We start from the raw sequence: 25654 nt of genomic DNA, 5'->3' as shown, positions 1-25654 counted from the left end.
GGTCCAGCAATGAACGAGCAAGTGTTATCCCAACAGCCGGACAGGCGCGGGAACATCACGGCCCGCCCGGTTCCGGGCCATGCAGGCAGGATTGTGGCCCGTACGCTCATGTGGCTGTTTTTATTGGCGACGGCGGTACTGACCCTGTTCCCCCTTTTTATGACGCTATCCGGCTCCCTCAAGACCGGCGCCGAAATGATGACCGGCGGCAGTCTGCTGCCGGCCAAGCTGCAATTCTCCAACTACGCGGAAGCCTGGAAGCAGGCCAACTTCGCGCGCTATACCTGGAACAGCGCTTTTGTCAGCATTATGGTTACGGCAGGCACCCTGCTGGTCGCGGCTATGGCGGCTTATGTGGTCGACCGGCGCGATTTTCCCGGCAAATCCCTATACGTGACGGTCCAGGCTTCCATGATGTTCATTTCCGTCGGCGCCATCGTGCTGCGCCCGCAGTTTGACCTGATGGTCGCGCTGCATCTGAACACCTCGCTATGGGGTGTCATCCTGATTCTGATCAGCGCCCATTCCAGCACATTTTTCATGCTGCAGGGCTTTTTCAAGGCTATTCCCAGGGAGCTGGACGAAGCAGCTATGGTGGACGGCTCCGGCTTTATCCGTACGTTCTTCCGCATTATTTTGCCGCTCTTGACGCCGGGACTGGGCGTGGCTGGATTGTTCGCCTTCCGCCATGCGTGGAACGAATATATCCTGCCGCTGGTGTTCACAATGACCAATCCGCAGCTGCAGACGCTGACCGTCGGTCTGGCCAACCTCCGCTACGGCTCTTCTGCGGCCATGCAGATCCATCTGATGATGGCAGGGGCCTGCCTGTCGATCCTGCCGATGCTGCTCGCTTATATTTTGGCCAACAAGACGTTTATCCAAGTAACGGCAGGCTCAGTCAAAGGTTAGATTCAATTCCATATACAAGGAGCATTATGAAATGAGCGATTATACAGTTGGACCTTTATTCTCCAGTCCGGTAATCACCCGGCATCCTGCGAACCCGATTCTGTCGCCGGGCAATGTGCCTTACGGTCCCGCAATGGTCTTCAACGCCGGGGTCGCCAAATTTAAAGGCAAGTATGTGATGGTTTTCCGCAATGACTATGGCGATGAACGCAAGGGGATTGTTGCCCCTCACCATACAACCAATCTCGGGCTGGCCTTCAGTGAAGATGGAATCAAGTGGGAGGTTCAGCCGCAGCCCTGCTGGTCCTGGCATGACGAGGAGGTTATCCGCGTGTATGACCCGCGGCTGACGGTAATCGGCGAGCAATGCTACATGTGCTTTGCGGTCGATACGAAGCACGGACTGCGCGGCGGCATTGCCGTAACGGAGGATTTCCGCTCCTTCGAGGTGCTGAGCCTGTCGCTGCCGGACAACCGTAATATGGTCCTGTTCCCGGAGACAATCGGAGGCCGTTATGTGCGTCTGGAGCGTCCCATGCCTGTATACAGCCGGGGCGGCAGGGACCGCTTCGACATGTGGATGAGCGACTCCCCCGACCTGAAATATTGGGGGAACTCCAGGCTGCTGCTGGCGGTGGAGGATGTGGCCTATGCCAATGACAAGGTAGGCCCGGGTGCCCCGCCCGTCAAGACGGACAAAGGCTGGCTGACCTTATTCCACGCCGTGGACCTGGACCGCAGCCGCGGCAAAAACGGCTGGGAGGACAGCTGGAAGAAGCGCTATACCACCGGCATTATGCTGCTGGACCTTGAGGATCCCAGCCGGATTATCGGCCGGGCAGCGGCGCCGCTGCTTGCCCCGGAGGCCGATTATGAGACCGCAGGCGGCTTCCGCAATGACGTTATTTTTCCCGGAGGCATGATTCTGGAGGATTCCGGGGAAGTCAAAATCTACTACGGCGCCGCAGATACGGTGGAATGCCTGGCTACAGCGCATGTGGACGATCTGCTACGCCTTTGTATTGAAGGCGCGGTCAAGTAATTAGCCGGATTAAACGGCAAGCTTATATAGATTTGGAGGAGGTTTCTATGGATTACAGACATATAACGCTGCCTTCCGCCATCATTCCGGTTACCCGTGAGGTGGATGTACTGGTCATCGGCGGGGGGGCTTCCGGCATTGCAGCGGCTATAGCCGCTGCGCGGGGGGGCGCCACAACCATGCTGGTGGAGCAGAGGGGCTTCCTCGGCGGCATGGGCACGGTTGCGCTCGTCCCTGCCTTCTGCCCCTTTACGGATAAACAGAAGCCGATTGTCCGCGGCCTTGGTCTTCAGCTGATGGAGCAGATGAAAGAGGCCTGCGACCCTGCTTTCCGCAAGGAATATCAGGATATGCTGGATTGGGTACCGATTGATCCGGAGGTACTGAAACGGGTCTATGACGATGCCGTTCTGGAAAGCGGCGTGACGCCGCTATACCATACTTTTGTCTACGATGTGGTGCTGTCCCCGGACCGCAAGACGGTTGAGGGCGTCATTGTCGTCAACAAAACCGGACGCTCCTTCATCTCCTGCCGGTATATTATTGATTGTACCGGAGATGGAGACATCGCCGCGCTGGCAGGCGTTCCTTTCCAGAAGGGCGGAGAGGAGGGCGAGCTTCAGCCCGGCAGCATGTGCTACCTGCTGGCAAATGTTGACCGCCCGAAGTTCAGCCGTTTCCTGGAGGAGAGCGGAGATACGGGCCAGCTGCACACAACAGTGGAGCTGGCGATCGCCGAAGGAGCGCTGCCGGAGGGCCGCAAGTCGATTTCCGGTCTTGCCTGGGTGAGCGACTATCTCGTAGGGGTCAACTTCGGCCATGTGTTTGGTATCGACGGAACCCTTGCCGAGGATCTGACGCGCGGGGCGATTGAAGGGCGCCGCACGGCGGAGCGCCAGCTGCAGTTCTTCCGCCGGTATGTGCCGGGCTTTGAGAACGCCCATATGGTGGCGAGCGGAGAGCAGCTCGGTATCCGGGAGACCCGCCGCATTGAAGGGGATTATATCCTGACAGTGGATGATTTCATTACAGCCCGTTCTTTTCCCGACGACATTGCCCGCAATGCCTATTATATTGACATCCATCTCGCCAACAGCAAAAGCGATATGACCTTTAACCACCTGCCTCCGGGAGTCTCGCACGGTGTGCCCTACCGGATCATGCTGCCGGTCGGCATCGATAATCTGTGGGTGGCCGGACGTTCCGTATCCTCGGACCGGGCGGTTCAGGGCTCCCTGCGGGTTATGCCGAACTGCTTCTCTATGGGCCAGGCCGCCGGCACGGCGGCTGTGCTTGCGCTGCAAGGCAGCACCGGCTCACGCGGGATATCCGTTGCTGAGCTTCAGCGGCGGCTGCTGGAGCAGGATGTGTGGCTGGGTGAAGATCGGGTACCCGCCGAGAAGGAGAAGGAAGGGAACACGCCGTGAGGCTGCTTTCTCTAACGGACGCATGGTTTCACGGCGCCGTTTCGCTGGAGCACCTTGAAGGCGGAATTAAGCCTTGGCGGATCCCTTACCCGGATTACGGGCTGTATCCGCCCGGGGGGATCGAGGGGAAAGCGGAAATCTGCGCCGGTGTCCGCCTGCGGCTGCGCACGGATTCCGCGGAGGTTGCGGTTTCGTTCGCGCCGCTTGCAGATGATGCCGCGATGGATTGCGTGGCTGGCGGAGCGCTCCTCTGGACGCTCCATCTGCCGGCCGGCGCGACGGAAGCGCATTTCGGCGGATTGCCCGGCGGGACCAAGGATTTAGAAATCTGGCTCCCGCAGAATACGGGCATGACTGTCACCGCTCTGCGGATTAGTGCCGGAGCATTCGGTGTGCCGCTGCCGGACGACCGGCCCCGCTGGGTCACCTACGGTAGCTCCATTACGCAATGCGTCGCGGCATCCAGCCCTTCGCGTACCTGGCCTGCCATTGCAGCCGAGGCCTGCGGCTTCAACCTGACCAGCCTCGGCTTCTCCGGCAACTGCCATATGGAGCCGATGATCGGACGGATGATCCGCGATCTGCCGGCTGATTTCATCTCCATTTGTGCGGGGGTGAACATCTACGGCGCAGCCACCTTAAGCCCGCGTATGTTCAAGCCGCTGCTGATCGGACTGCTGGAGACCATCCGCGACGGACATAAGGAAACTCCGCTGCTTGTCATTACTCCGATCTATGGCACCATCCGTGAAACAGAGCTCAATCCACTGGGCTTCACTCTGCCGATGATGCGCGAAGCCATCCGCGAGACAGTGAAGCTGCTGCGGGAGCGGGGCGACCGCTACCTTTACTGCCGGGACGGCCTGGATTGGCTCGGACCGCAGGAGCAGGCCTTTCTGACGGACGGGCTGCATCCCGGAGCCGAAGGGTACGAGCTGATGGGCCGGCGCTTCCCCGGCCTCTTGGAGGGTGTGTACCGTACAGCAGATAAGTAACGGGGAGCGCCGCTGGTTACTTTGCGTCCCGAACGATCCGCAGAATTTCAGAACAGTACATTTTTATCCCTGGAGAGTGGGCTTACCCCGCTCTTTTCTTTTTGGACAAGCATTATAGTAAATGAATACTCCGTGCAAAGGGAAATGAAAGCGATTACTATCCCCGGAGCCCAAAAGGAGAAGCAGGAAGGAAAGGAGCTGATGTACCGGAAGGGGCAGGTTCTACCGGGTGTGCTCGTGCGTAAGGGTCAGATTATTTATTTTGAGGAGGCCAATATGCGTATTAAAAAAGCAATGGTTCTTTTATTAGCGTTCGCCGTCATGCTTACCGGATTTATTCCGCAGACAGCGGGGGCGGCCGAAGCCGATCCAAGCTACTCGCTAACGGCAACAGATTCTGCAGGCGCAGCCGAATCCCCGGCTTCTCCGCAAAATGCACAGGGGCCGGCGGTCATTCAGAACTATCCGAAGCCCGACATTTATGAAGCATCCGCCGTTTTTTCGTTGAAAGCGGATACAAATGAAGTCCCCGTAATCAAATATTTGCCTGACTATGATTACGCGCAGTTTTCATTTTCAGGAACCGTCACCCTTGAGGTTACGGCGAACCAGCCGATCACCAATTATTCGATCAGTCCGCTCGCCAAGAATATCCAGGGGACAGTCAACGGAAACAAACTGACCTTTACCCTTTCTGCCTCAACCTATGTGATCGTGGATATCAATCAAGCCCCCAATGAAAAGGCGGATGAACCTGACCCGGAAAAACGGAGAAAACGGCTTGTCATCGCCGCCGACCCGCTCGAAACGGATATTCCCGCCTCTTCAGGTCCCGGAATTTACAATGTAACCGCTGCGCCGTACAACGCGGACAGCTCCGGGGAGACCATCACGTCGAATGCAATTCAGCAAGCCATTGACGCTGCCAATCAAGCCGGAGGCGGCATCGTGTATATCCCGGCCGGCGTCTACAAGAGCAGCAACCTGACCTTGAAAAGCAATGTCACCTTCTACCTGGCGGGAGGCGCCGTCATTGTCGGCACAGGCAGGGGGGAGGATTACCGGAATGACTTCCGGAAGGATTCTATCTCGGACGGAACCTATTTTATCCGCACGGCCGTGAACTCCGAGAATATCACCATGCGCGGACGCGGAACCATCGACGGGAAAGGGATCGAGATGCGGAAGCGGAAAATGACCAATCCGCCGCCAACCCACAAAAAAGGGGAAGGCTTTATCAATAATCTGGTCGTTCCCATCGCAACCAGCCATTTTACGTTTGACGGCTTGACCTTGCGGGATGGCGGATTCTGGGCGTTCCTGGTGGTACGTTCCGACAATGTGAGGATTACGAATTACAAGGGCTTCCAGGACTTGCATGTACTTGAGGATGACGCCATTGATATCAACGAGAGCCAGAACGTGCTGGTGAAGCATGCCATTGCCATCTCGGACGACGATACGTTTTCCACCAAAACGTGGCCGCAGAAGGGGATGTCCAAAGACTGGCCGGGAGCCATTGAGAGCCTGAGCAACGTGGTCTTTGACGACTGTCTGGCCTGGACCCGATGTGCGGCCTTCAAGCTGGGGATGGGCATATGCACGCCGCAGGTCGGCGTCACCATCCGCAATTCATATGTGTATCAGAGTGCCCGGGCGCTGCTGGTAGATCATGCTTATACGGAAAACCCGCTTCCAGTGGAAGGCTGGGCCAAGGACGTTACATTTGAAAATATTGATATCGAGCGGGTCGGCATCAACCAGTTCGGGAATTACTGGCTCCGGATTTCCACCAGCACAGCCGGCGATGTAAGCAATGTCCTGCTCAAAAACATCAATGTCCGCGAAACGGGAGGCGAGTCTCCGATCCAGGGGAATGTCGTCCGGGGCGGAATGGTGAACGGAGTGACGTTCACGGATGTTTATGTGAAGGGCAAGCTGGCAACAAGCCTGAGTGATCTGAAGGCGGCAGTGAAAAATGAAAATGTGAGCGGCGTGGTCATTGCCAATTCCAGCCCTTCTCTTTTCAGCGATCATTTTGAAGACGGCAATCACACGGGCTGGACAGCGGCGGCGGGTACCTGGTCGGTTAAGGAAGAAGCCGGAAACCAGGTGCTGGCCACCGGAAGCCAGACTACGACTTATCTCATTACGGCGAATGACAGTGCCCCATGGACGGATTATACCTATGAGGCGAAGCTGTACCTTCCATTTATCAACGGAGAGGAGAACGCAGGGCTTCTCTTCAGGGTGAAGGACAACAATAATTTCTATATGTACCGGATCAATGCCAAGAGCAAAAAGCTGGAGCTGTTCAAATCCGTAGACGGGACATTGTCCTCTGTTCTGAACAGTGTTGATTTCACCCCTGCCAAGCAGTGGTACACTGTGAAGGTGGTTGTGAAGGGGAACGCGGTTAAAGGATTTGTGGACGGCCAATTAAAGACGGAATGGACAAATAGCGTAAACGAGTTAACTTCGGGGGGCATTGGCTTCCGGACAACCTCGGCCAAAATTCTGTTCGACGATGCCGTTGTTTCTGCAGTCAATGAAGCGCCGACAGACATTGTGCTCTCGCAGGACAGCATAGCGGAAAATACGACAGCGGGAAGCATGGTGGGAACGCTAAGCGCAGCTGATCCGGATGCCGGAGAAACCTTTTCCTATGCGCTGGTTCCGGGAGCAGGTGATACCGACAACGGCAGCTTTTCCATCGCGGTGCTGGGGAATACGCTGTTCCTTCGTACTTCCCCGGACTACGAAACCAAGAACAGCTATAGCATCCGCGTAAGGGCCACGGACTCGGGCGGTCTCTATGTGGAAAAAAGCTTTACGATTGATGTCATCGACAAGGACGACACTCCGGTAGATGCGGATCGGGATGCCGTCCTGTTCAGCGAGGATTTTGAAGGCGGAGTTACAGCGTTATGGGCCGTCTCCTCCGGCACATGGTCGGCAGCAACGGCTGAAGAAACGAAACCGCTGGTCCAGAAGGCGAACACGACAGGCCTCATTACAGCCGGCGATGATGCATGGGAGGATTATGCGTATGAAGCCAAGGTCAGAATTCCGATTACCAATGCCAATGCCGGCCTAGTATTCAGGCTGAAGGACTCCCTAAATTACTATATGTACCGCGTGAATGGAGCGAACCAGAGGCTGGAGCTGTTCAAAGCGGTGGACGGCGTTTTGACCAATGTATCCAGCACGCCGTTCGCGGCGGTTGCGAAGCAATGGTATACGCTGAAGGTCATTGTTCAGGGGAACACAATAAAAGGGTATGCCGACGGGGAGCGTAAAGTGGAGTGGACCAATCCGGTAACCGAATTAACAGCCGGAAAAATCGGTTTTAGAACCACCTCTGTTGATGCGGCTTTTGATGATGTACTCACTGCAGGCATCAAAACGGCCAGCGGACCCTTGACGGTGACCCTCAATGTCTATGCGACGGCCAACGCGGAGGGCAAAAGCCTCAACGTAAATCCAAGCGCTGCGGTGGCAGGGCAGACGGCGATATTGATGGCGGAAGGCTGCAATCAGAACAGTGAACCGACCGTCATCGGCGAAGAAGGGTATTATCCGGCCGTGTGGAGAAGATAGTTTAAAAAGATATTTTGGTGTTCACGAAAATTCAGTGGTAGAAGGAGCCGCCTTTTTGCAATAGGGAGATCGAAAAATCGAGCTTGTACAATGGTCGGCTCCAGATCAACAGAATGTCCAACTGATGCCAAGCGATACCGGGGCTTCTCATCTGGCTATAACAGTTACCGATTTGGCTGCTGCTTTGGAGTATTTTGAAGAACCATCCGATGTCGTGGTTAGAGAACTCAGCCCTCTTGGTTTCTTTTATATAACAACTCCGTGGGGCATGGAGATTCAAATTATGAAACATTAATAACATATCTTTCCACTAACGGGACACGATAGCTTAATACAGCAGGCGATTAAAACCTCCCTTTAGAAGCAAACTAGATTTAATAGTTTCTAAAGGGAGGTTTTGTCATGAACTTAAATGAGTATGGAAACCTGCGGGGAATGAGAAATGGATTATTTAGATTAAATGGTAGTTATCAACTGCACTTTTTTGAAAATGAGCTTGAAACTCTTCATTTAGATTTGGATAGCTTTAAAGTTGGTAAGTTCAAAATATCAAAGTTGATCATTGGTGTTAAAAATCCTGAAGAAATAAGTGAAAATATTTCCGGAAGAGTGAAGTGATCATTTGTTGATGAACGGTTCTTTGAACAAACGGATAACGATAGTCGAATACCAGCGGCAGTCAATGACTTAGTTTATCAAGTCTTTGACTGCCGTTGCTTTATAACTTAGCTGTTAAACCGACTCCCCAAATGCCGCCGCCCGCCAAGCGCGTACAATTTACCTCCGCAATGCTGTTTACCGCCTTATTCTCATATTCTCCATACTTCTTCTCCGTTTTGTTGCCATGGCAACAGAGGGATAGCGGATACTTTGTTACAATCATCATTGAGAAATATTCTCAATAGTGATATGCATGGTATAGCTAATTTACTGGAGCGTTCAACTCTATATCGTACGGAGGCGGAAAGATTGAAATACATCTATATATTTGTTGGATTTGTGTGTGTGGGCCTCGGTGCTGCAGGGGTGTTTTTGCCAGTATTACCTACAACGCCATTATTGCTGCTGGCTGCCTTTTGCTTTTCCCGCGGCTCAGAGCGGTTTCACGGGTGGTTTTTATCTACCGGACTATATAAAAAGCACTTGAAGAGCTTTGCCGAATCACGCTCCATGACACTGAAAGATAAGGTGCTTATCCAGGGCTTTGCTTCGACTATGCTGCTTATTGCTTTTATTGTTACTGACAGTACGGCATTCCGGATTCTGCTGATTACTGTAGCCATCGGGAAATATTATTATTTTGCCAGACATATTACAACCATCCGTGTCGACCGCCTAAAAAGCCATTAAAGATGATGAACGGCAGGCTGCCCGCTCTGGCAATTGGATTGGACTGCTCTGTACTATTACTGCTATTCTGTATGGCTTGTAGGCCCGGATATACCCGGAGCCTTCCGGTACTCGCTCGGGCTAACCCCCATCAGCTTGCGGAAAATCTCCCGGAAATGGGCGGTGTTCTGGTAGCCGATGCTTTTGGCGATGTCTGGCATTTTGCGGCCTGTTTCGATTAAAAGGTGGCAGGCCAGCTCGATCCGTTTATGCTGCAGATAATCAGAGAAGCTCATGCCGGCCTGCTGCCTGAACAGGCGGATAAAATGCCGATTGCTTATGCCGGCCTCAGCGGCCAGCTGCGAGAGGGTCAGCGGCTCGGCGATGTGAAGACTGATATACTGCAGCAGCTCTGACCACTCGCCTGAATTCACTTGCGGGGAATGCCCCGTTTCGTTCAGCTCCCCCGTCTGCTGCTTGACCAGCCGTGCAATCCGTACCGAGAGCTTCAGCAGCCCGGCGAACAGGCTGGCCTCAAACCCCCAGGGCTGCCCGGTATACTCCCGGTACATGCTCTCGAAGGCTTCGCCAAGCTCAAGCCCCCTGTCTTCAACGGCAATATAGCTGCCCGGCTCCCCGGTAAAAATAAACAGCGGTTCGCCGCCGCTCCCGTAATTCCCCATCCAGGCGCCCAGCTCAGCGGCAAATTCCGGCAGTACGCACAGATTGTACACAATCAGCGGATTCCGGGCGGAGGTGCTGGCAGGCCGGAGAATATGCGAGGTGCCTACGGGCAGGAGATACAGGCAGCCCTTGCCTGTTTTTTCAACCCGGTCACCGATGTAATGATAGCCCTCTCCCGATGTTACGTAGACGATCTCAATATAATCATGGCTGTGCGCCCGCAGCTCAAAGCCCTCCGGCCAGCGGTTAAGAAACAGCGGAAACCCGTCCTTAAAATACTCGGATACACTGGATTGATGGACAGGCGCCGTTGCCGCTTTTCGCATAACGTTCTTCAAGAATAAGTCACTATTGTCCATGTCTAATGTCACTTCTCCCTGCATCATCTTCTGTCCACCTAGTATACACTTAGGCCTATCAGAAATGAAAGGGGTAACAAATATGGAGACACATCCAATAGAGCAGGCTGCCGCCTGGATCTGGTATCCGGGAGATTTTGAAATCCGGCTGCACGAAAAAATGTCTGTAGCGCGCAGAGCACGGGGCGTCACTTATCCCGCCTTTTGGCGGCTTGACCGTCATTACAGCAACATCAAATTCCGCTATACGTATGACCTGCCGGAGGAGGAGCACATTACTGTTTTGGCAGAAGGAAAGCTCTCGCTCTATCTGGACGGCAAGGACAATTACCGCTCGAACAAGTCCTCTATCACGCTTCCGGCAGGACGGCATCAGCTTGAGGTCAGTGTGTACAATGATCAGGAGACGCCGGCCCTATATATTAACGGGAACAACCTCCGGACCGGACCGTCTTGGGAAGTGACCTCTTACCAGAATGATTGGCTAAGTGCAGGCTCGTGGATTTTTGATCAGCCGGACAGTCCTCCATCGGAGTATAAGCTTGATGTGTCACCGCTGGATGCAGTCTCTATGGAGCTAAAAAATGGCTATCCGCTGGCTGATTTCGGGCGGGAAACGTTCGGCTATCTGCGGTTTCATAATCTGACCGGGAACGGGACCGTCCGGCTGTATTATGGGGAGTCAGAAGCGGAGGCGCTGTCGCCGGAGGAATGCGTTAACCTGGATGCATTCAATGTCGGTGGCGGGACTGCTGCCGGTCAGAGTGAGGACGGGACATATACTGTAGAAGAAGCCAGAGCCTTGCGGTACGTATGGATTCATGTGGACGGGGATGTACAGTGGGAGCGTGTCTCTCTGTTGTATGAGTATGTACCGGTAACGTACCGCAGCTCTTTCCGGAGCTCGGACTCCCGGCTGGATGAGATTTATAATATGTCGCTGTATACGCTGCACCTGAACACCCGCGAATTTTTCCTGGACGGCATCAAGCGGGACCGCTGGGTGTGGTCGGGGGATGCTTATCAGGCGTTCCTGATGAACTATTACAGCTTTTTTGATCTGGATGTGACCCGCCGGACCCTGATTGCCCTGAGGGGAAAAGATCCCGTGACGATGCACATCAACACGATCCAGGATTACTCCTTCTACTGGTTTATCTCCCTGTATGATTACTATCTCTACACCGGGGATTTCGGATTCATCCGCCAGTATTATGACCGGGCAGTATCGCTGATGGACTTTTGTCTGCAGCAGCGGAATCCGGAGGGTTTTGTGCAGGGGAGAGAGCAGGACTGGGTTTTCGTGGATTGGGCAGATTTCAGCAATACGGGTGCGGTCAGTACGGAGCAGATTCTATTCGTGAGGGCCCTGGAGGCAATGAGTATTTTCGCGTTGCTTATGGAGGATGAGGAGGCTTCCGCACGATATGGGACAGTGGCTGAAGAGGTTAAGGTCAAGACACTGTCGGTCTTTTGGGATGATTCGAGGGGTGGGCTTCTGCACCACCGGGTAGACGGGGAGACACAGCCGGTGTTGACCAAGCATGCCAACATGTTCGCGATGACCTACGGTTATCTGTCACCTGAGCAGAAGGCGAGAGTTGTCCAAAATGTGATGCTGAACCCGGAGGTTCCAAGTATTAGAACGCCGTATATGCGGTTCCATGAGCTGGCGGTGCTCTGCGAGAGCGGGGGGCATGAGGTTGTCTACAAGGAGCTGCAGTCTTACTGGGGCGGGATGATGGATCTCGGAGCAACCTCCTTCTGGGAGGAATATGATCCTTCGCTTGCTACGGATGATCACTACGGAATGTACGGAATGCCGTTCGGCAAAAGCCTCTGCCATGCCTGGGGTGCAGGCCCTGTCTATTTGCTTGGAAAATATTTTCTGGGCGTCCAGCCGCTGACGCCGGGTTATGCCACTTACACAGTAGAGCCGCAGCTTGGCGGCCTTACGTGGATGGAAGGTACTGTGCCGGCCGGCCCGGGAGACATTGAAGTCTACATGGATCAGGAAAAGATCAGAGTGCGGGGCACGCACGGGCAGGGTGTGCTGAAGTATACCCGCGGGGGGCAGACTCTGGAAGCTGCGATCCCGGGTGACGGCTCGTGGGTTGAGGTTGGTTTGATTTAGGGTAAATCGAAAGCCGAAAAAAACAAAAAGCTGCTTCCCGCCAAGAATCGGGAGCAGCTTATTTTAAAATAGACTGCCCGTAACCTTATGCGTCAAATGCTCAATTCTCGGCCTCATCAGGGCATCGTCAATGGCGGACAGCTTGTCCGGCTTAAACAGCTGGATTTTTTTGAGCTGATAATAGTCCGCCAGTACCTGCTCGACCGTTAACTGATTGGTCATCAGATATTTAACATTCAACATTCCCCGCAGAAGTTCATCCTGCATAATGAGAATTTTTCCGTTCAGATCATGAAAAAGGCCTCTGCGGATGCCTTCTTTATAGTAGGCCAGGATCTGCTCCTCCCGCTGCTGCATGCCTTCAGTGAACCGGCTGTACCAGTCGGGATAGCTGGTTTCGAGGTCCTTCAGGAAGATATCTGTAAAATAGATAATCAGCGAGACGGACTGCTCGAACATTTGCTGAAACCGGATGCCGAAGCTCTCCTCAGATTCCAGAGGGGATGAAGCCAGCTGTTCATTCATGTACACAACAAAGCCATCGACAATGTAGCCGATAATCTCCTCTTTCGTTGAAAAATATTTATATAAAGTAGCCCTGCTGACCTCCGTGACTCTGGCGATTTCATCCATCCGTACGGCTTGCAGCCCGTTTTTCCGCAAATAGGGCAGCAGCTTGGTAATCAGCCTGGAGCGTGTTTCTTTTATTTTATCCGAGTTGCTTATAACATTGTTCAAAATCAAAACCCCCTCATGCTGTATTATAACCTGAAATTTCATCAAATAGATCGGTCACATACAAAATAGACAAAAAACATAAAAAGTGTTTACTTTGTATTGTTCGTGTGCTAAGCTAACTGTCGAAGCTAATCCATAAAAGAGAGGGAAATCGGATATGAAAACACAGAGACTCGGAAATAGTGAGCTAGTCATTTCTTCTATGGGATTGGGCATGATGGGAATGTCCCCGGGCATATACGGCTCTGTAGATGATGAAGAATCCGTAAAAACCGTACACCGTGCTCTGGAGCTGGGAGTTACGCTGCTGGATACCGCCGATACCTACGGGAATGGACATAATGAGGAGCTGCTGGGCAAAGCCTTGAAGGGCCGGAGAGAGCAGGCTGTAGTGGCTACCAAGTTTACGTTCGGGCCGAACTGGGAGTTTATCGGAGGACATCCTGATTACGTGAAGAAAGCCATCGATGAGAGTCTGCGCCGTCTCGGCCTCGATTATATTGACCTGTATTATCAGCACAGGGTAGATCCTAATGTGCCGATTGAGGAGACTGTAGGGGCTATGGCTGATCTGGTAAAAGCAGGAAAGGTCCGTTATCTGGGTCTTTCTGAAGCAGATGCAGCTAACATCCGCCGTGCACATGCCGTGCATCCGATCTCAGCGCTGCAAACAGAATACTCCTTATGGAGCCGTGATGTTGAGGACGAAATTATACCTGTAGTCAATGAACTGGGAATTACTTTTGTTGCCTACAGTCCGTTAAGCAGAGGATTCATCACCGGAGAGCTGCGAAAATATGAGGATTTCAAAGCCGATGATTTGCGCAGAATCATGCCGCGTTTCCAGGGCGACAACTTCCAGAAGAATGTGGACATTGTAGACAAGCTTAGAGAACTTGCCGGAGAAAAGAACTGCTCGGTCGCCCAGCTCGCCATTGCCTGGACGATCGCCAAAGGTACGGTACCGATTCCCGGCACCAAACGCCGGAAATATCTGGAGGAAAATGCCGGAGCTATCGAAATTCAGCTTACTGCTGACGACCTTGCGCGGATTGATGCAGTCAGCCCTAGTGCATTCGGGGGACGTTACCCGGGTGCGGAGTAACAATATAGAGTAACGATATACAGCAACGATAAACAGCTGCTTCCCGTTCGGGTTAGCGGCTGTTTTTATGTTGTAAGGGGGATTCTACAAGCTGCCTGAAGTGTAGTCTGCGTAATTTGTATGATGGCAGGAGTGGACCAGTTATTTATTTAGTTATTGGCTCTTATAATAGAGCCAGTCCATTCATATAATGGCTCAATATTACTAGTCTATTACTGAAGGAGTGCAGACTGATGTTTCAAGGCTTATCTGCGTTTCCGCTTACCCCGTTAGATGAAACGGGTGTTAACGAACAAGAGTTCATCCCTTTGATAGAACGCCTGGTTTCAGCAGGTGTTGACTCAATCGGTGTGTTAGGTTCAACCGGGAATTATGCGTATCTTACCCGGGCACAGCGTGAACGGGTGTTACAGCTTGCTGTCCAGGCGGCTGGAGATACGCCTGTAATGACAAGCATAAGTGCGCTGCGGACACTTGATGTGCTGCACTTGGCAGAGGATGCACAGCGGGCAGGAGCAGGTGCTGTCCTGTTGGCTCCGGTATCATATCAGCCCTTAACCGATGAAGAGGTATTTCATCTGTATGAACAGGTAAGCAGCAACCTGTCTGTGCCGCTCTGCGTGTATGATAATCCCAATACCACACATTTTCGTTTCAGCGATGAGCTGCACGGCAGGATTGCGCAGCTTCCCAATGTCGGGGCCATCAAGATTCCCGGAGTTCCTGCCGGGGCTGAAGCAGCCGGTCTGCGTATAGGGAATCTGCGTGAACTCGTTCCATCCCGCGTGGCGCTTGGAATTAGCGGAGATCCGACTGCTGCAGCTGGCTTTAAGGCAGGCTGTGAGGTATGGTTTTCCGTGCTGGGTGGCCTGCTTCCCAAAACTTGCCTGCAGCTGACCCGTTTGGCACAGGCCGGACGGGAGGAGGAAGCGGAGCAAATCTCATTATTGCTCGAACCTCTATGGAGCGTATTCCGCCAATACGGCAGTCTCCGTGTTGCCTCGGCTATTGCACAGCAATTAGGCTTTATTTCCAGTCCGGCCCTTCTGCTGCCGCTGTTACCCTTGAGCTCAGCTGTGAATGATCAGCTGGCGGCAGCATTACGGGAGATTACAGTATTAGAAGGTTTACAGTGTTAGAAGGAAAAAATAGTTGGTCACTGTTCGCAGTTCGCACACAAACAGTCGCTTCCATGAGGAGGCGGCTTTTGTTTTATGTGGACGTATGTATAAACTATACTCCGGGCTAAAGGGGGGAGATCCCACTAATCCGTCCCAACTACCCGCCAACGAGCCCCACCAAGGGGAAAAATCCCATAGAATCGCCTCAACCACCCGCCAACGAGCCCCATTAGAGGGATAAATCCCACTAAACGGGCCCAATCACCGGCATGCGAACTCCATTAGAGGGAAAAATCCCACTAAACCGCTCCACCCACCTGCAAACGAGCCCCATTAAGGGGAAAAATCCCACTAAATCAGCTCATCCATCCGCAAACGAGCCTCATTAAGGGGAAAAATCCCGTTAATCGGGCCAATCCACCCGCAAACGAGCCTCACTAAGGGGAAAAATCCCACTAAATCAGCTCATCCATCCGCAAACGAGCCTCATTAAGGGGAAAAATCCCGTTAAATCGCCTCAACCGCCAGCGGACGAGCCCCATTAGAGGGAAAAATCCCACTAAATCGCTCCACCCACCTGCAAAAGAGCCCGATTAAGGGGAAAAATCCCCTTAATCGGGCCAATCCACCCGCAAACGAGCCTCACTAAGGGGAAAAATCCCATTAAATCGCCTCCTCCACCCGCAAACGAGCCCCATTAAGAGGAAAACTCCCCTTGAACCGCCCCAACTACCTTATCTAAAGAGCCCATTTTGGCCCTCCACCCCCAAACATATTGACAACCTGTATATACAGGTTTAAACTTTGTGATGTGTTTGACCTTGTATATACAAGTTTAATGATTGGGAGAGAACCAAATTCTGGAGGTGCTTCATTTGACACAGACCCGGTATTCGGAATGGTGGCGCCGGTCCACGGTGTATCAGGTATACCCTAAGAGCTTTAAGGATACGACAGGCAACGGAACAGGAGATATAAGAGGGCTTACAGAGAAGCTGGATTACCTGCAGGAGCTTGGCATTGATATTGTCTGGCTGCAGCCGGTCTATGTCTCGCCGCAGTATGATAACGGTTACGACGTGGCCGATTATGAGGCGATTAATCCGGACTTCGGCACGATGGAGGACTTCGACGAGCTTGTGCAGGAGCTGCACCGGCGCGGTATGAAGCTGATGACCGATATTGTGGTCAATCATACCTCGGTTGAACACGAGTGGTTCAAGCAGGCGTCTTCCGGCAAGGACAACCCGTACCGTGATTATTATATCTGGAAGGACCCGGGCCCGGATGGCGGGCTGCCGAACAACTGGCAGTCGAAGTTCGGCGGTCCGGCCTGGCAGTTTGACGAAGCGTCGGGGCAATATTTTCTTACCTTGTATGACAAAACGCAAGCAGACCTCAACTGGGAGAATGAGAAGGTACGCCGGGCGGTAAACGATATGATGCTGTTCTGGGCCAAAAAGGGTGTCGATGGCTTCCGGATGGATGTCATTAACGTGATCTCCAAGGATCAGCGCTTCCCTGATGATGACGGCAGTGTACCGCCGGGGGACGGGCGCAAGTTCTACACTGACGGTCCGCGTGTTCATGAATTCATTAAGGCGATGTACGATGAGGTGTTCGGGCCTTATGAGATGATCACGGTGGGGGAAATGTCCTCGACGACGCTGGAGCATTGTATCCGTTATTCGAGTCCCGGGGAGCGGGAGTTCTCCATGACGTTCAACTTCCATCATCTGAAGGTGGATTATCCGAACGGGCAGAAGTGGGAGCTGATGCCGTATGATTTTGAGGCGATGAAGCGGCTGTTCACGCAGTGGCAGACCGGAATGCAGCAGGGCGGGGGCTGGAATGCCTTGTTCTTCAACAACCATGATCAGCCGCGGGCCATTTCCAGATTTGCCGACGATAAAGCCTACCGCGTGGAAAGCGCGAAGCTGCTGGCGACAACGCTGCATGGCATGCAGGGCACGCCTTATGTCTACCAGGGGGAAGAAATCGGCATGCCGAACCCGATCTGGAAGGGCATTGAGGAATTCCGCGATATCGAGTCGCTGAATATGTACCGGATTCTACAGGAGCAGGGTAAAAAGCCGGGCACAGCGCTCAGCATCCTACAGGAGCGTTCACGTGATAATTCCCGCACGCCGATGCAGTGGGATGACAGCCCGAATGCGGGTTTTACTAGCGGAACGCCGTGGATCAAGGTCGACGAGCGGTATCCTGATATCAATGTGCGCAAAGAGCTCGCCGATCCCGGGTCCATCCTCCATCACTACCGCAGGCTGATCGCACTGCGCAAGGAGCATGATGTATTTGTGGAAGGAAGCTTCAGCAGACTGGATGAAGCCCATCCTGAAGTATTCGCTTATGCCAGACAGGCAGAAGGCGCAACACTGGTGGTTGTCTCGAATTTCAGCAGAAAAGAAATCACCTTCTGCTTCGGCGTCAGGCAATGGGCAGAGCTGGGTGACAGCAGTGAACAAGAGCTGCTGATTGGCAATACGGCAGAAGCTCCGGCCTTAGCACAGGAGCTTCCGCTTAGTCCGTACGCCTCCTACATGTGGCTGATCCGTAAATGAAAGGCATTATTATAAATAAATCAGGTAAGGAGTGATCACATGGCTATAGACCGCAAAAATGTCGAGGATATCGTCCGGGCTGTCGGGGGCAAGGAGAATATCGAGGTTGCGACGCATTGTGTAACCCGGCTGAGATTCTCGCTCTATGACGAGAGCAAGGTAGACAAGGAAGCGCTGGACCGCAATGATCTCGTGAAAGGGCAATTCTCGACCCAAGGGCAGTTCCAGATTGTAATCGGACCGGGAACAGTCGATACCGTCTACGAAGAAATGATCAAGATTACCGGCGGTTCCCGCTCTTCCAAGGATGAGGTGAAATCCGCAGCTGCCCGCAAGCAGAATCCGCTGCAGCGGGCAATCAAGACGCTGGCTGATATTTTTATTCCGATTCTTCCGGCCATCGTTACCGCAGGTCTGCTGCTCGGGATTAATAATATCCTGACCGGATCGGGGATTTTCCTGTATGAGAAGTCACTGGTTGAGGCCTATCCGCAATGGAGTGATATTGCTTCTATCATCAATACCATTGCCAGCACAGCCTTCACCTTCCTGCCGGCGCTGATCGGCTGGTCCGCAGTCAAACGCTTCGGGGGCAGTCCGCTGCTCGGGATTGTACTGGGTCTGATCCTGGTACATCCGGATCTGCTGAGTGCCTACGGCTATGCTGATGCTTCGCTGGAAGGAACGGTGCCTACCTGGAATTTGTTCGGCTGGCATATTGAGAAGATCGGTTATCAGGGGCAGGTGCTGCCGGTACTGGTCTCGGCTTATATTCTGGCCGTCATTGAGAAGTTCCTGAATAAGCGGGTTCATGATTCGATTAAACTGCTGGTTGTTGCACCGGTAGCGCTGCTAATTACAGGGTTTCTGGCGTTTACTCTCATCGGGCCGCTTACGTTTGCCATCGGTAACGCGATTACGGACGGTCTGGTCTATATCTTTGATCACTTTGCACTGCTCGGAGGCCTGATCTATGGCGGCTTGTATTCCGCGCTCGTCATCACCGGGATGCATCATACGTTCCTTGCCGTCGATGTTCAGCTGATCGGCAGTGAGGGCGGCACCTTCCTCTGGCCGATGCTGGCGCTGTCCAACATTGCCCAGGGTGCTGCGGCACTCGCGATGTTCTTCATCGTCCGGGAGCAAAAGGCCAAGGGGCTTGCCGCAACCTCCTCTGTATCCGCCTTCCTCGGCGTTACGGAGCCTGCAATCTTCGGGGTTAATATCCGCTACCGTTATCCGTTTTTCTTCGGTCTGATCGGCTCCGGTCTGGCCGGTATGCTGCTGACACTGAACGACGTGCGTGCCTCATCCATCGGGGTAGGCGGGATTCCCGGCTTCCTGTCGATTTTTCCGAACCAGTGGGGCGTGTTCTTCATCGGGATGGCGATTGTACTCATAGTGCCGTTTGCTGCTACTATGCTGTATGGCCGTATAGCCGTTCAGCGCGCTAAAAAGAATGAGCAGGCTGAAGCTGCACCAACGGGCGCAGTGAGCGGAGCAAGTGAGCTCAGCAGCCGCAGCTCCGTTCAGGCATCGCAGGAGCCGGTGAATATTCTCGAGCTGGCTGCACCGATAAGCGGAAAGGCAGTGCCGCTGGAGCAGGTTCCTGATCCCGCTTTTGCCGAGAAGCAGATGGGTGAAGGGATTGCCATCGAGCCGTCTGACGGTAAGGTCTATGCACCGTTTGATGCGACCGTCGCCCATGTTATCAAGAGCAAGCATGCGCTGATTCTGGAACATGCGAGCGGCGTCCAGGTGCTCATTCATGTGGGAATCAATACGGTATCTCTAAAAGGCAACGGGTTTACCCAGCACCGGAATATCGGGGACAAGGTACAGGCCGGAGAGCTGCTGCTGGAGTTCGATATGGATGCAATCCGCGCTGCCGGTCTACCGGTCATTACGCCGATCATTATTCCTGCCGGACAGGAGATGGTAGAACGGATTGAGGAGAAGACAGGAGCGGCTACGGCCAAGCAGACTGGCATCCTGACTATTCATCTTAAGGGCTGAACCAGCCCGCACCGGTAAAAAGATTACAGCTGGACAGCCCTCCGGGGCTGTTTTTCTGTTACGCCGTATCCACAATTGAATCGGTGCTTCCCGGGGCATTGCATGATACAATATAGGACGGTGATCAACATGAGAGAAAATATTTTTCTGCAAATTTATAATGACTATAGCAGCCGGATTCATTCCGGCCAGCTTCTGCCCGGAGCCAAGCTGCCGTCCGAGAGTGAGCTTGCCGAGAGCTACGGCACCTCACGGGAGACGGTGCGCAAAGCGCTTAATCTGCTGTTCCGGGAAGGCTACATTCACAAAATCAAGGGCCGCGGCTCGTTTGTGCTGGATATGACCCGGATGGATTTTCCCGTGACCGGCCTCATTTCCTTTAAAGAGATGTCTGACACGCTGGGCGGCCCGTCACGGACTCTGGTGGAAGAGACCGTGCAGGAGCCTGCCGGCTTTATGCTGGCCAGACAGCTGCAGATTCCGGAGGATGCCCTGATCTGGAAAGTCACCCGGGCCAGGGAGATTGAAGGGGAACGGATCATTCTGGACAAGGACTATTTCCGTGCGGATATTGTGCCTTTTCTTAGCATGGACATTGCCGCAGGCTCCATCTATGAATATCTGGAAGGGGAGCTTGGGCTGAAGATCAGCTACGCCAAAAAGCTGATTTCCGTGGAGCCCTCGACCGGGGAGGACCACCGGCTGCTTGATCTCAAGAAATATACGCATATCGTTGTTGTGCGGAACTACGTCTATCTGGAGAACACCGTGCTGTTCCAGTACACCGAATCCAGGCACCGGCTGGACAAGTTCCAGTTCGTGGATTTTGCGAGACGTGTGCGGCGGTAAAGGTGCAATTTAAAAAGTATCCTTAGAGCCGACAGGCCGGGATGCTTTTTTTGTTTTATTTTCACAACCGGGCAACAAGGCTGCATTCCGCAAAGCTTCTTAAAAAACCCCGCATCTTGCTTAAAAAAGCCGCATATGGAGCGTCTGCTATCTGTGTTACTATTGCAAGCGTATTCATAAATAACAGCCTTGCATTTTAATATAAAAGGAGAGCGATCATGAAACATTACTTGAAGCCGTTCTTATCCATGCTGCTGTGTATCTGTCTGCCGGTGACTTCCTTGTTTACGGGCCCGGGAGTTAATGCTGCGTCTGCGGCGGGGACAGCGTTATCTTTTCCGGCGGCACAGGATGCTTTTGTGTCCAATTTTAACGGTCAGGGCAATGCCCTGGGAACCAGCCTGAGTGCAGCCAAGTTAATCTATGGAAAGTCGCGTCATGCTTATCTGAAGTTTGATTTGTCCTCCATTGATACGGGCCGGTATAATCCGAACGAGATGACGATGGAGCTTAGCTTCAGAAAATCACATGCGCCGAACGAGCTGGTCTTTACGGAAAGTGAATCAGTCCTGCGTGAGACGGATCATGAATGGACCGTCACCAATGTTACGTATAACACCCGTCCGTATGATATCGCCGGCTCTCCGGCGGTCACCAGAGCAGTCACATCGGCGAGTGAAGAGAACCTTACCGTTGATCTGTCTCCCATCTTCCAAAATGCGCTAAACAACGGAAGAAAAGTGGTGAGCATTCATCTTACGACGGCAAAAGCGGATGATAATACCGTTAGCGCCAGTGAGCTGTTCTCCTCCAGAAACACCTCGGGTTTCCCTGGACCTTCGTTGAACGTAACGCTGGGTGACCCGGTTGTGAACGATGGAAGCGACAGAACCGCACTGAATACGCTGATTACACAAGCTGAACAATTAATTGAAACCGTATACACACGGGAAAGCTGGGCGATATTTATGGCAGCGCTTCATCAGGCCAGAGCATTAAGTATAAACACTGCAATGCAGGCAGAGGTTGACGAAGCCTTGTTAACGCTGCAGACAGCGACAGATAATCTGGCGGTTATGGAGCTGCCGTCCCAAATTACCGGTCCTGACCTGGGGGATTACTACAGTAACAGCCGGACTGCGGCGATGATCCTTAAGCTGAGGAACGGAGATGGGCAGTATGTAAAAGCAGACCCGGTTACGGAAAAGCTGTCGCTCACCGCCGATCCCGCCGAGTCCTCTGCGTTTGCCCTGTATGTGCTTGATTATTTTGCGACGGTAGATCACGAGGAACCAGAGGCCGGGGCGACCAGAACGGCTTATTCCATCAAGTCGCTGGATACCGGGAAATATCTGACCATCCAGAACTATTTTACGGAAAAAGAGTTCCTGGATAATACCCACCGTTATTTCAATATTATCAGCGGAGCCACGAGCGGCGTCAGTACGGACAGGACGTTTGAGATTACAGCATCGGCAGCAGTAGCGGGGTGGAATGAGCGTTTTTATGTGGATCAATACACAGAGTCGGGCTTCTACAGGATCTTCTCTCATCTGTCCACCATGAGGGATGACAGCAACTTCAGCCGCTTTAATGTGACAATGACCGCCAATGCCATGCAGAGCAGCGGAAGAGCCGCTGAGAACAGGGAATACCGGTTTTATTTTGAACAGGTTACGGGAAAAGACCCGCTGGAAATCCGCCGGAAGGTATCCGGAGATACTGCAAATTTATTGTGGAAGCCCGTGAACGGGGATACGGACCCTGCCGGATACAAAATTAACGGTACGGTAACAGACGCTGTTTATTCGGATGGCCTCATGCAGGTGAAGCTGCAGGGTTTGAGCGCCGGCACTCATGCGTATACAGTTGAATATAACGGAGGCGGGTATAGCGAGAAGGCGGATATAAATGTCCGTATCTTCAGCCATCCGGGGATTCTGCTAAGCATGCAGGACCTGGAGGATATGAAGGCGCATGTGCAGGCCAAACAGGAACCCTGGTACTCCGATTACCGCAGAATGATGGACAGTGTTCCTTATGGAGTAGCCAGCTCCGGTTACCAAACTAAAGTATTCTCAAAGGTCGGGCGCGGAGGGGCTCCTTCGGATTCCGGCAACATCGGCTATTTTGAAAAGGGAGGCAATGCCGCCTACTTCAACGCCCTGCAGTGGGTCATTACGGGAGACGACCAATATGCGGAAATGGCCGCAGGCCTGCTGAATGAGTGGGCAAAAACGCTTAAGGTGATTGACGGCAGGGACAGAATTCTGGGAGCGGGCATCAATGCCTACAAGTATGCGAGTGCTGCGGAGATTATCCGGTATTACGGCGGCGGTTACAGCGGGTATAGTGATGAGGACTTTGCAGCGCTGCAGGCTATGATGCTGAATGTGGTCTATCCTGTCCTCCAGGATGCGGCGGTTCCGATGCTGGCTAACGGCAACTGGGACGCGGCTGCTATTGTCAGTATGATGGCGATCGGTGTGCTGTGTGACAATCCGGGGATTTTTGAGCGCGCGATGGGCTTTTATCAGGATATTCATACGAACGGCTCTATCTTCGCTTACGTGAACGATTCGGGGCAGACGATGGAGACCGGCCGTGATCAGGCCCATGCCCTGCTGGCGCTTGGTTATATGGCGGAAATCTGCCTGATTGCCGGTAACCAGAATGAGGATTTGGCTTCCCTGTATGATAACAGGCTGGCGAAGGCTTTTGAGTATTCGGCCAAATACAATCTGTATTCGCAGGAATTGTCCGGGGTAGAGGTTCCTTTTACAGCAATGCCGAATGTGTTCGGGGATACGGGGAGAGGGTATTACGGGACAGGGTTTGACATGGAGAATAACGGGCTGAACCGGGGAGAGCTTAGACCTGTTTTTGAGCAGGGACTGGCGCTTTACAGCAAGACAGAAGGTGTGGATATGACCTGGACGGCCCGGGCGGCGGCGGCGATGCGTCCCCAGGGCATGGTGCATTTTGACAACCTGAACTTTGGCACGCTGACCTATTACAACGGGGAACCGCAGACTGCGGTGGCTGGGCCGTATTTTCAGATGCGGACGCGCTGGGAGCCTTTGTATCAGCGGAACTGGAGTACCGTTAACGGTCAAAAAACCGCCGAGACTCTGAACTCGTATTATGCGGTCAACGCCGACGGTGAGCTTACTACAAGCTTGATGAAAAAGGATGCACCGTTCTTCCAACTGGTAGCAGGCGATGACGGTACCTATTCGATCCTGCTGCCTGAGACCAATAAGTATCTATCGGTAAAAGAAGAGAAGTCAGGGGATTACAACCTCATCAAGGCGGATGCCGCAGAGATTGGTGACAATGAAAGGTTCATCCTGCCCTCCAGCGGGGTTGGCCCGTTCTTCCTGGCTTCTCCCAAATACGATAACCGGATTGTCTATCAGGAGGCAGCTGGAGCAGGCAGCAATGCCGTTCTAACGCTTCGCCTGGGAAATAAAACACTCTCACAGATCACAGATATTCCGGACATCACCACCAGCGAGCGGCTACTCTTCATGTTTAATACAGAGGACATAGCGCTGCCGGACGGCAAGCCCGTCCCTAGCCAGCCTGAGAACCCGGCAACCCCTGGTGGAGTGCAGGCAGAAGAAGCTGCTAATAACCCGCAGATTTCCCTGAACGGGATCAGCGGTACGCTGAGCAAAAATGAACATGGCGGCTACAGCCTGCTTCTAAGCGACGGACAAATCGGAACGGCTCTGGGCGGCAGCAGCGAGCTGGTTATTAATGGAGACGGCATTGATAACCTGACTGTTCAGTTCTCCGCAGCGGCGATGGGGACAGCAAAACTTACTATTAAAAGCGGATACGGCAGCGTAACCCTTCCAAACGCTACCTTGCAGATGATGAAAATGAAGCACGGCGACACGCTGCTGCTCCGCATTCGCAAAGGCAGCTATACCGTGGAGCTGCTGAAGGACGGCAAGCCGGCAGTGTATGCGGAGCCCGGTTATCCGCTGATCATTACGCTGGCTGTTGAGGTAACCGAAGGCCATAATATTAACGAGTATGTCGTAGTTGCAAAAGAAACCGGAAGAGACGTTATCCTGCCGCTGGCTGCAGCAGCCGGCAACAGCGTGACCTTCGCCGCCGCGGCTACGGGTACTTACGATGTTGCGTATAACAGACACGTATTCCATGACGTGCCTTCGGCCCATTGGGCGGCGCAGGATATAGCTTTTGTGGCGGCACGCGGGTTGTTTGGAGGTACAGGCAAGGAGCTGTTCGATCCGCAGAAGCCGATGACCCGGGCGATGTTCACCCGGGTGCTGGCCAATCTGGAGGGAGTGGACCTTGGCAGCTATACAGGGACGGAATTTACTGATGCACCTGCCGGGCAATGGTATGCATCTGCTGTAGCTTGGGCTGCCCAAAGCGGCATTGTTAACGGAACGGGACAGGGCCTGTTCAGCCCGGATGCCGTCATTACACGTGAGCAGATGGCGGTGATGCTGTATAACTATACAGCATGGAAAGGCTATAAGCCGCGTGCGGTTATGGCGCCGGACTTCACCGATGCCGGCAGCGTGAGTGCGTGGGCGAAGGAAGCGGTAGAGGCTTTTGCGGCGGCGGGTATTCTGAGCGGCAAGCCGGGTGATTACGCTGATCCGCAGGGAGAAGCGAACCGGGCAGAAGCGGCCGTGATCTTCGCCCTGCTGATCCGGGCGTGGGGGGCGGAGGGAATATGAGCGCACAACGTCGAATAAGAACCGGTGAGGTGAATGG

The 25654-nt window shown here is 53.4% G+C and carries 17 protein-coding genes; 15 read left to right on the top strand and 2 right to left on the bottom strand.

Features of this window, described 5'->3' with window-relative positions; genetic code table 11:
- The first annotated feature begins 9 nt into the window (after positions 1 to 9).
- The 8 genes from R70331_RS22010 to R70331_RS21980 all read left to right on the top strand — a co-directional run bounded on the left by R70331_RS22010 (position 10) and on the right by R70331_RS21980 (position 9326).
- A complete protein-coding gene (locus tag R70331_RS22010) occupies positions 10 to 912 on the top strand; it encodes a carbohydrate ABC transporter permease (RefSeq protein WP_039875702.1) in 903 nt (300 codons plus the stop codon).
- A 31-nt stretch (positions 913 to 943) separates the two neighbouring features.
- Positions 944 to 1954 (top strand): glycoside hydrolase family 130 protein, encoded by a 1011-nt coding sequence (locus R70331_RS22005; protein WP_156131170.1) that lies wholly within the window; start codon positions 944 to 946, stop codon positions 1952 to 1954.
- Between the two features lie 47 nt (positions 1955 to 2001).
- Positions 2002 to 3381, top strand: a complete 1380-nt coding sequence (locus R70331_RS22000; protein WP_042179115.1) for an FAD-dependent oxidoreductase — start codon at positions 2002 to 2004, stop codon at positions 3379 to 3381.
- Positions 3378 to 4376 carry an SGNH/GDSL hydrolase family protein gene (locus R70331_RS21995; RefSeq protein WP_042179112.1) on the top strand — a complete coding sequence of 333 codons (999 nt, stop codon included), beginning with the start codon at positions 3378 to 3380 and terminating at the stop codon, positions 4374 to 4376. The genes R70331_RS22000 and R70331_RS21995 overlap by 4 nt, the downstream gene beginning before the upstream one ends.
- A gap of 144 nt (positions 4377 to 4520) precedes the next feature.
- Complete coding sequence (locus R70331_RS21990; protein WP_231576336.1) at positions 4521 to 7976, top strand: 3-keto-alpha-glucoside-1,2-lyase-like domain-containing protein; 3456 nt, start codon at positions 4521 to 4523, stop codon at positions 7974 to 7976.
- 124 nt (positions 7977 to 8100) lie between these two features.
- Positions 8101 to 8271: a VOC family protein gene (locus R70331_RS32170; protein ID WP_231576335.1), complete on the top strand. Its 171-nt coding sequence runs from the start codon at positions 8101 to 8103 to the stop codon at positions 8269 to 8271.
- A gap of 107 nt (positions 8272 to 8378) precedes the next feature.
- Positions 8379 to 8594: a hypothetical protein gene (locus tag R70331_RS21985; RefSeq protein ID WP_042179110.1), complete on the top strand. Its 216-nt coding sequence runs from the start codon at positions 8379 to 8381 to the stop codon at positions 8592 to 8594.
- Between the two features lie 351 nt (positions 8595 to 8945).
- Positions 8946 to 9326, top strand: coding sequence for a YbaN family protein (locus R70331_RS21980; protein WP_042179107.1), 381 nt, complete (start codon positions 8946 to 8948; stop codon positions 9324 to 9326).
- 62 nt (positions 9327 to 9388) lie between these two features.
- Here R70331_RS21980 and R70331_RS21975 read toward each other — a convergent pair whose 3' ends face one another.
- Positions 9389 to 10375 carry an AraC family transcriptional regulator gene (locus R70331_RS21975; protein ID WP_231576334.1) on the bottom strand — a complete coding sequence of 329 codons (987 nt, stop codon included), beginning with the start codon at positions 10373 to 10375 and terminating at the stop codon, positions 9389 to 9391.
- A 55-nt stretch (positions 10376 to 10430) separates the two neighbouring features.
- Between R70331_RS21975 and R70331_RS21970 the strand changes: the two genes are divergently transcribed.
- On the top strand, positions 10431 to 12482 hold the full coding sequence (locus R70331_RS21970) for an alpha-L-rhamnosidase-related protein (RefSeq protein ID WP_081947707.1): 2052 nt from the start codon (positions 10431 to 10433) through the stop codon (positions 12480 to 12482).
- A 63-nt stretch (positions 12483 to 12545) separates the two neighbouring features.
- Here R70331_RS21970 and R70331_RS21965 read toward each other — a convergent pair whose 3' ends face one another.
- A complete protein-coding gene (locus tag R70331_RS21965) occupies positions 12546 to 13220 on the bottom strand; it encodes a TetR/AcrR family transcriptional regulator (RefSeq protein WP_042179102.1) in 675 nt (224 codons plus the stop codon).
- A gap of 157 nt (positions 13221 to 13377) precedes the next feature.
- Here R70331_RS21965 and R70331_RS21960 point away from each other — a divergent pair, with 157 nt between their 5' ends.
- The 6 genes from R70331_RS21960 to R70331_RS30650 all read left to right on the top strand — a co-directional run bounded on the left by R70331_RS21960 (position 13378) and on the right by R70331_RS30650 (position 25617).
- Positions 13378 to 14325, top strand: a complete 948-nt coding sequence (locus R70331_RS21960) for an aldo/keto reductase (RefSeq protein ID WP_042179099.1) — start codon at positions 13378 to 13380, stop codon at positions 14323 to 14325.
- Positions 14326 to 14558: 233 nt separating this feature from the next.
- Positions 14559 to 15464 carry a dihydrodipicolinate synthase family protein gene (locus R70331_RS21955; RefSeq protein ID WP_042179097.1) on the top strand — a complete coding sequence of 302 codons (906 nt, stop codon included), beginning with the start codon at positions 14559 to 14561 and terminating at the stop codon, positions 15462 to 15464.
- 857 nt (positions 15465 to 16321) lie between these two features.
- Positions 16322 to 18028, top strand: coding sequence for an alpha,alpha-phosphotrehalase (gene treC / locus R70331_RS21950; RefSeq protein ID WP_042179095.1), 1707 nt, complete (start codon positions 16322 to 16324; stop codon positions 18026 to 18028).
- A gap of 39 nt (positions 18029 to 18067) precedes the next feature.
- Positions 18068 to 20044, top strand: a complete 1977-nt coding sequence (treP, locus tag R70331_RS21945) for a PTS system trehalose-specific EIIBC component (protein WP_042179093.1) — start codon at positions 18068 to 18070, stop codon at positions 20042 to 20044.
- 129 nt (positions 20045 to 20173) lie between these two features.
- Positions 20174 to 20893, top strand: coding sequence for a trehalose operon repressor (treR, locus tag R70331_RS21940; RefSeq protein WP_042179091.1), 720 nt, complete (start codon positions 20174 to 20176; stop codon positions 20891 to 20893).
- A gap of 218 nt (positions 20894 to 21111) precedes the next feature.
- On the top strand, positions 21112 to 25617 hold the full coding sequence (locus R70331_RS30650; RefSeq protein WP_052419162.1) for an S-layer homology domain-containing protein: 4506 nt from the start codon (positions 21112 to 21114) through the stop codon (positions 25615 to 25617).
- Positions 25618 to 25654: the final 37 nt, after the last annotated feature.

The organism is Paenibacillus sp. FSL R7-0331 (assembly GCF_000758645.1).
GTDB lineage: Bacteria > Bacillota > Bacilli > Paenibacillales > Paenibacillaceae > Paenibacillus_AQ > Paenibacillus_AQ camerounensis.
This window is presented reverse-complemented; position numbering and strand designations above follow the sequence as displayed.

Coding starts and splice junctions, on each gene's coding strand:
- R70331_RS22010 (WP_039875702.1), top strand. CDS start 10: ATGAACGAGCAAGTGTTATCCCAACAGCCGGACAGGCGCGGGAACATC.
- R70331_RS22005 (WP_156131170.1), top strand. CDS start 944: ATGAGCGATTATACAGTTGGACCTTTATTCTCCAGTCCGGTAATCACC.
- R70331_RS22000 (WP_042179115.1), top strand. CDS start 2,002: ATGGATTACAGACATATAACGCTGCCTTCCGCCATCATTCCGGTTACC.
- R70331_RS21990 (WP_231576336.1), top strand. CDS start 4,521: ATGAAAGCGATTACTATCCCCGGAGCCCAAAAGGAGAAGCAGGAAGGA.
- R70331_RS32170 (WP_231576335.1), top strand. CDS start 8,101: ATGCCAAGCGATACCGGGGCTTCTCATCTGGCTATAACAGTTACCGAT.
- R70331_RS21985 (WP_042179110.1), top strand. CDS start 8,379: ATGAACTTAAATGAGTATGGAAACCTGCGGGGAATGAGAAATGGATTA.
- R70331_RS21975 (WP_231576334.1), bottom strand. CDS start 10,375: ATGATGCAGGGAGAAGTGACATTAGACATGGACAATAGTGACTTATTC.
- R70331_RS21970 (WP_081947707.1), top strand. CDS start 10,431: ATGGAGACACATCCAATAGAGCAGGCTGCCGCCTGGATCTGGTATCCG.
- R70331_RS21960 (WP_042179099.1), top strand. CDS start 13,378: ATGAAAACACAGAGACTCGGAAATAGTGAGCTAGTCATTTCTTCTATG.
- R70331_RS21955 (WP_042179097.1), top strand. CDS start 14,559: ATGTTTCAAGGCTTATCTGCGTTTCCGCTTACCCCGTTAGATGAAACG.
- treP (WP_042179093.1), top strand. CDS start 18,068: ATGGCTATAGACCGCAAAAATGTCGAGGATATCGTCCGGGCTGTCGGG.
- treR (WP_042179091.1), top strand. CDS start 20,174: ATGAGAGAAAATATTTTTCTGCAAATTTATAATGACTATAGCAGCCGG.
- R70331_RS30650 (WP_052419162.1), top strand. CDS start 21,112: ATGAAACATTACTTGAAGCCGTTCTTATCCATGCTGCTGTGTATCTGT.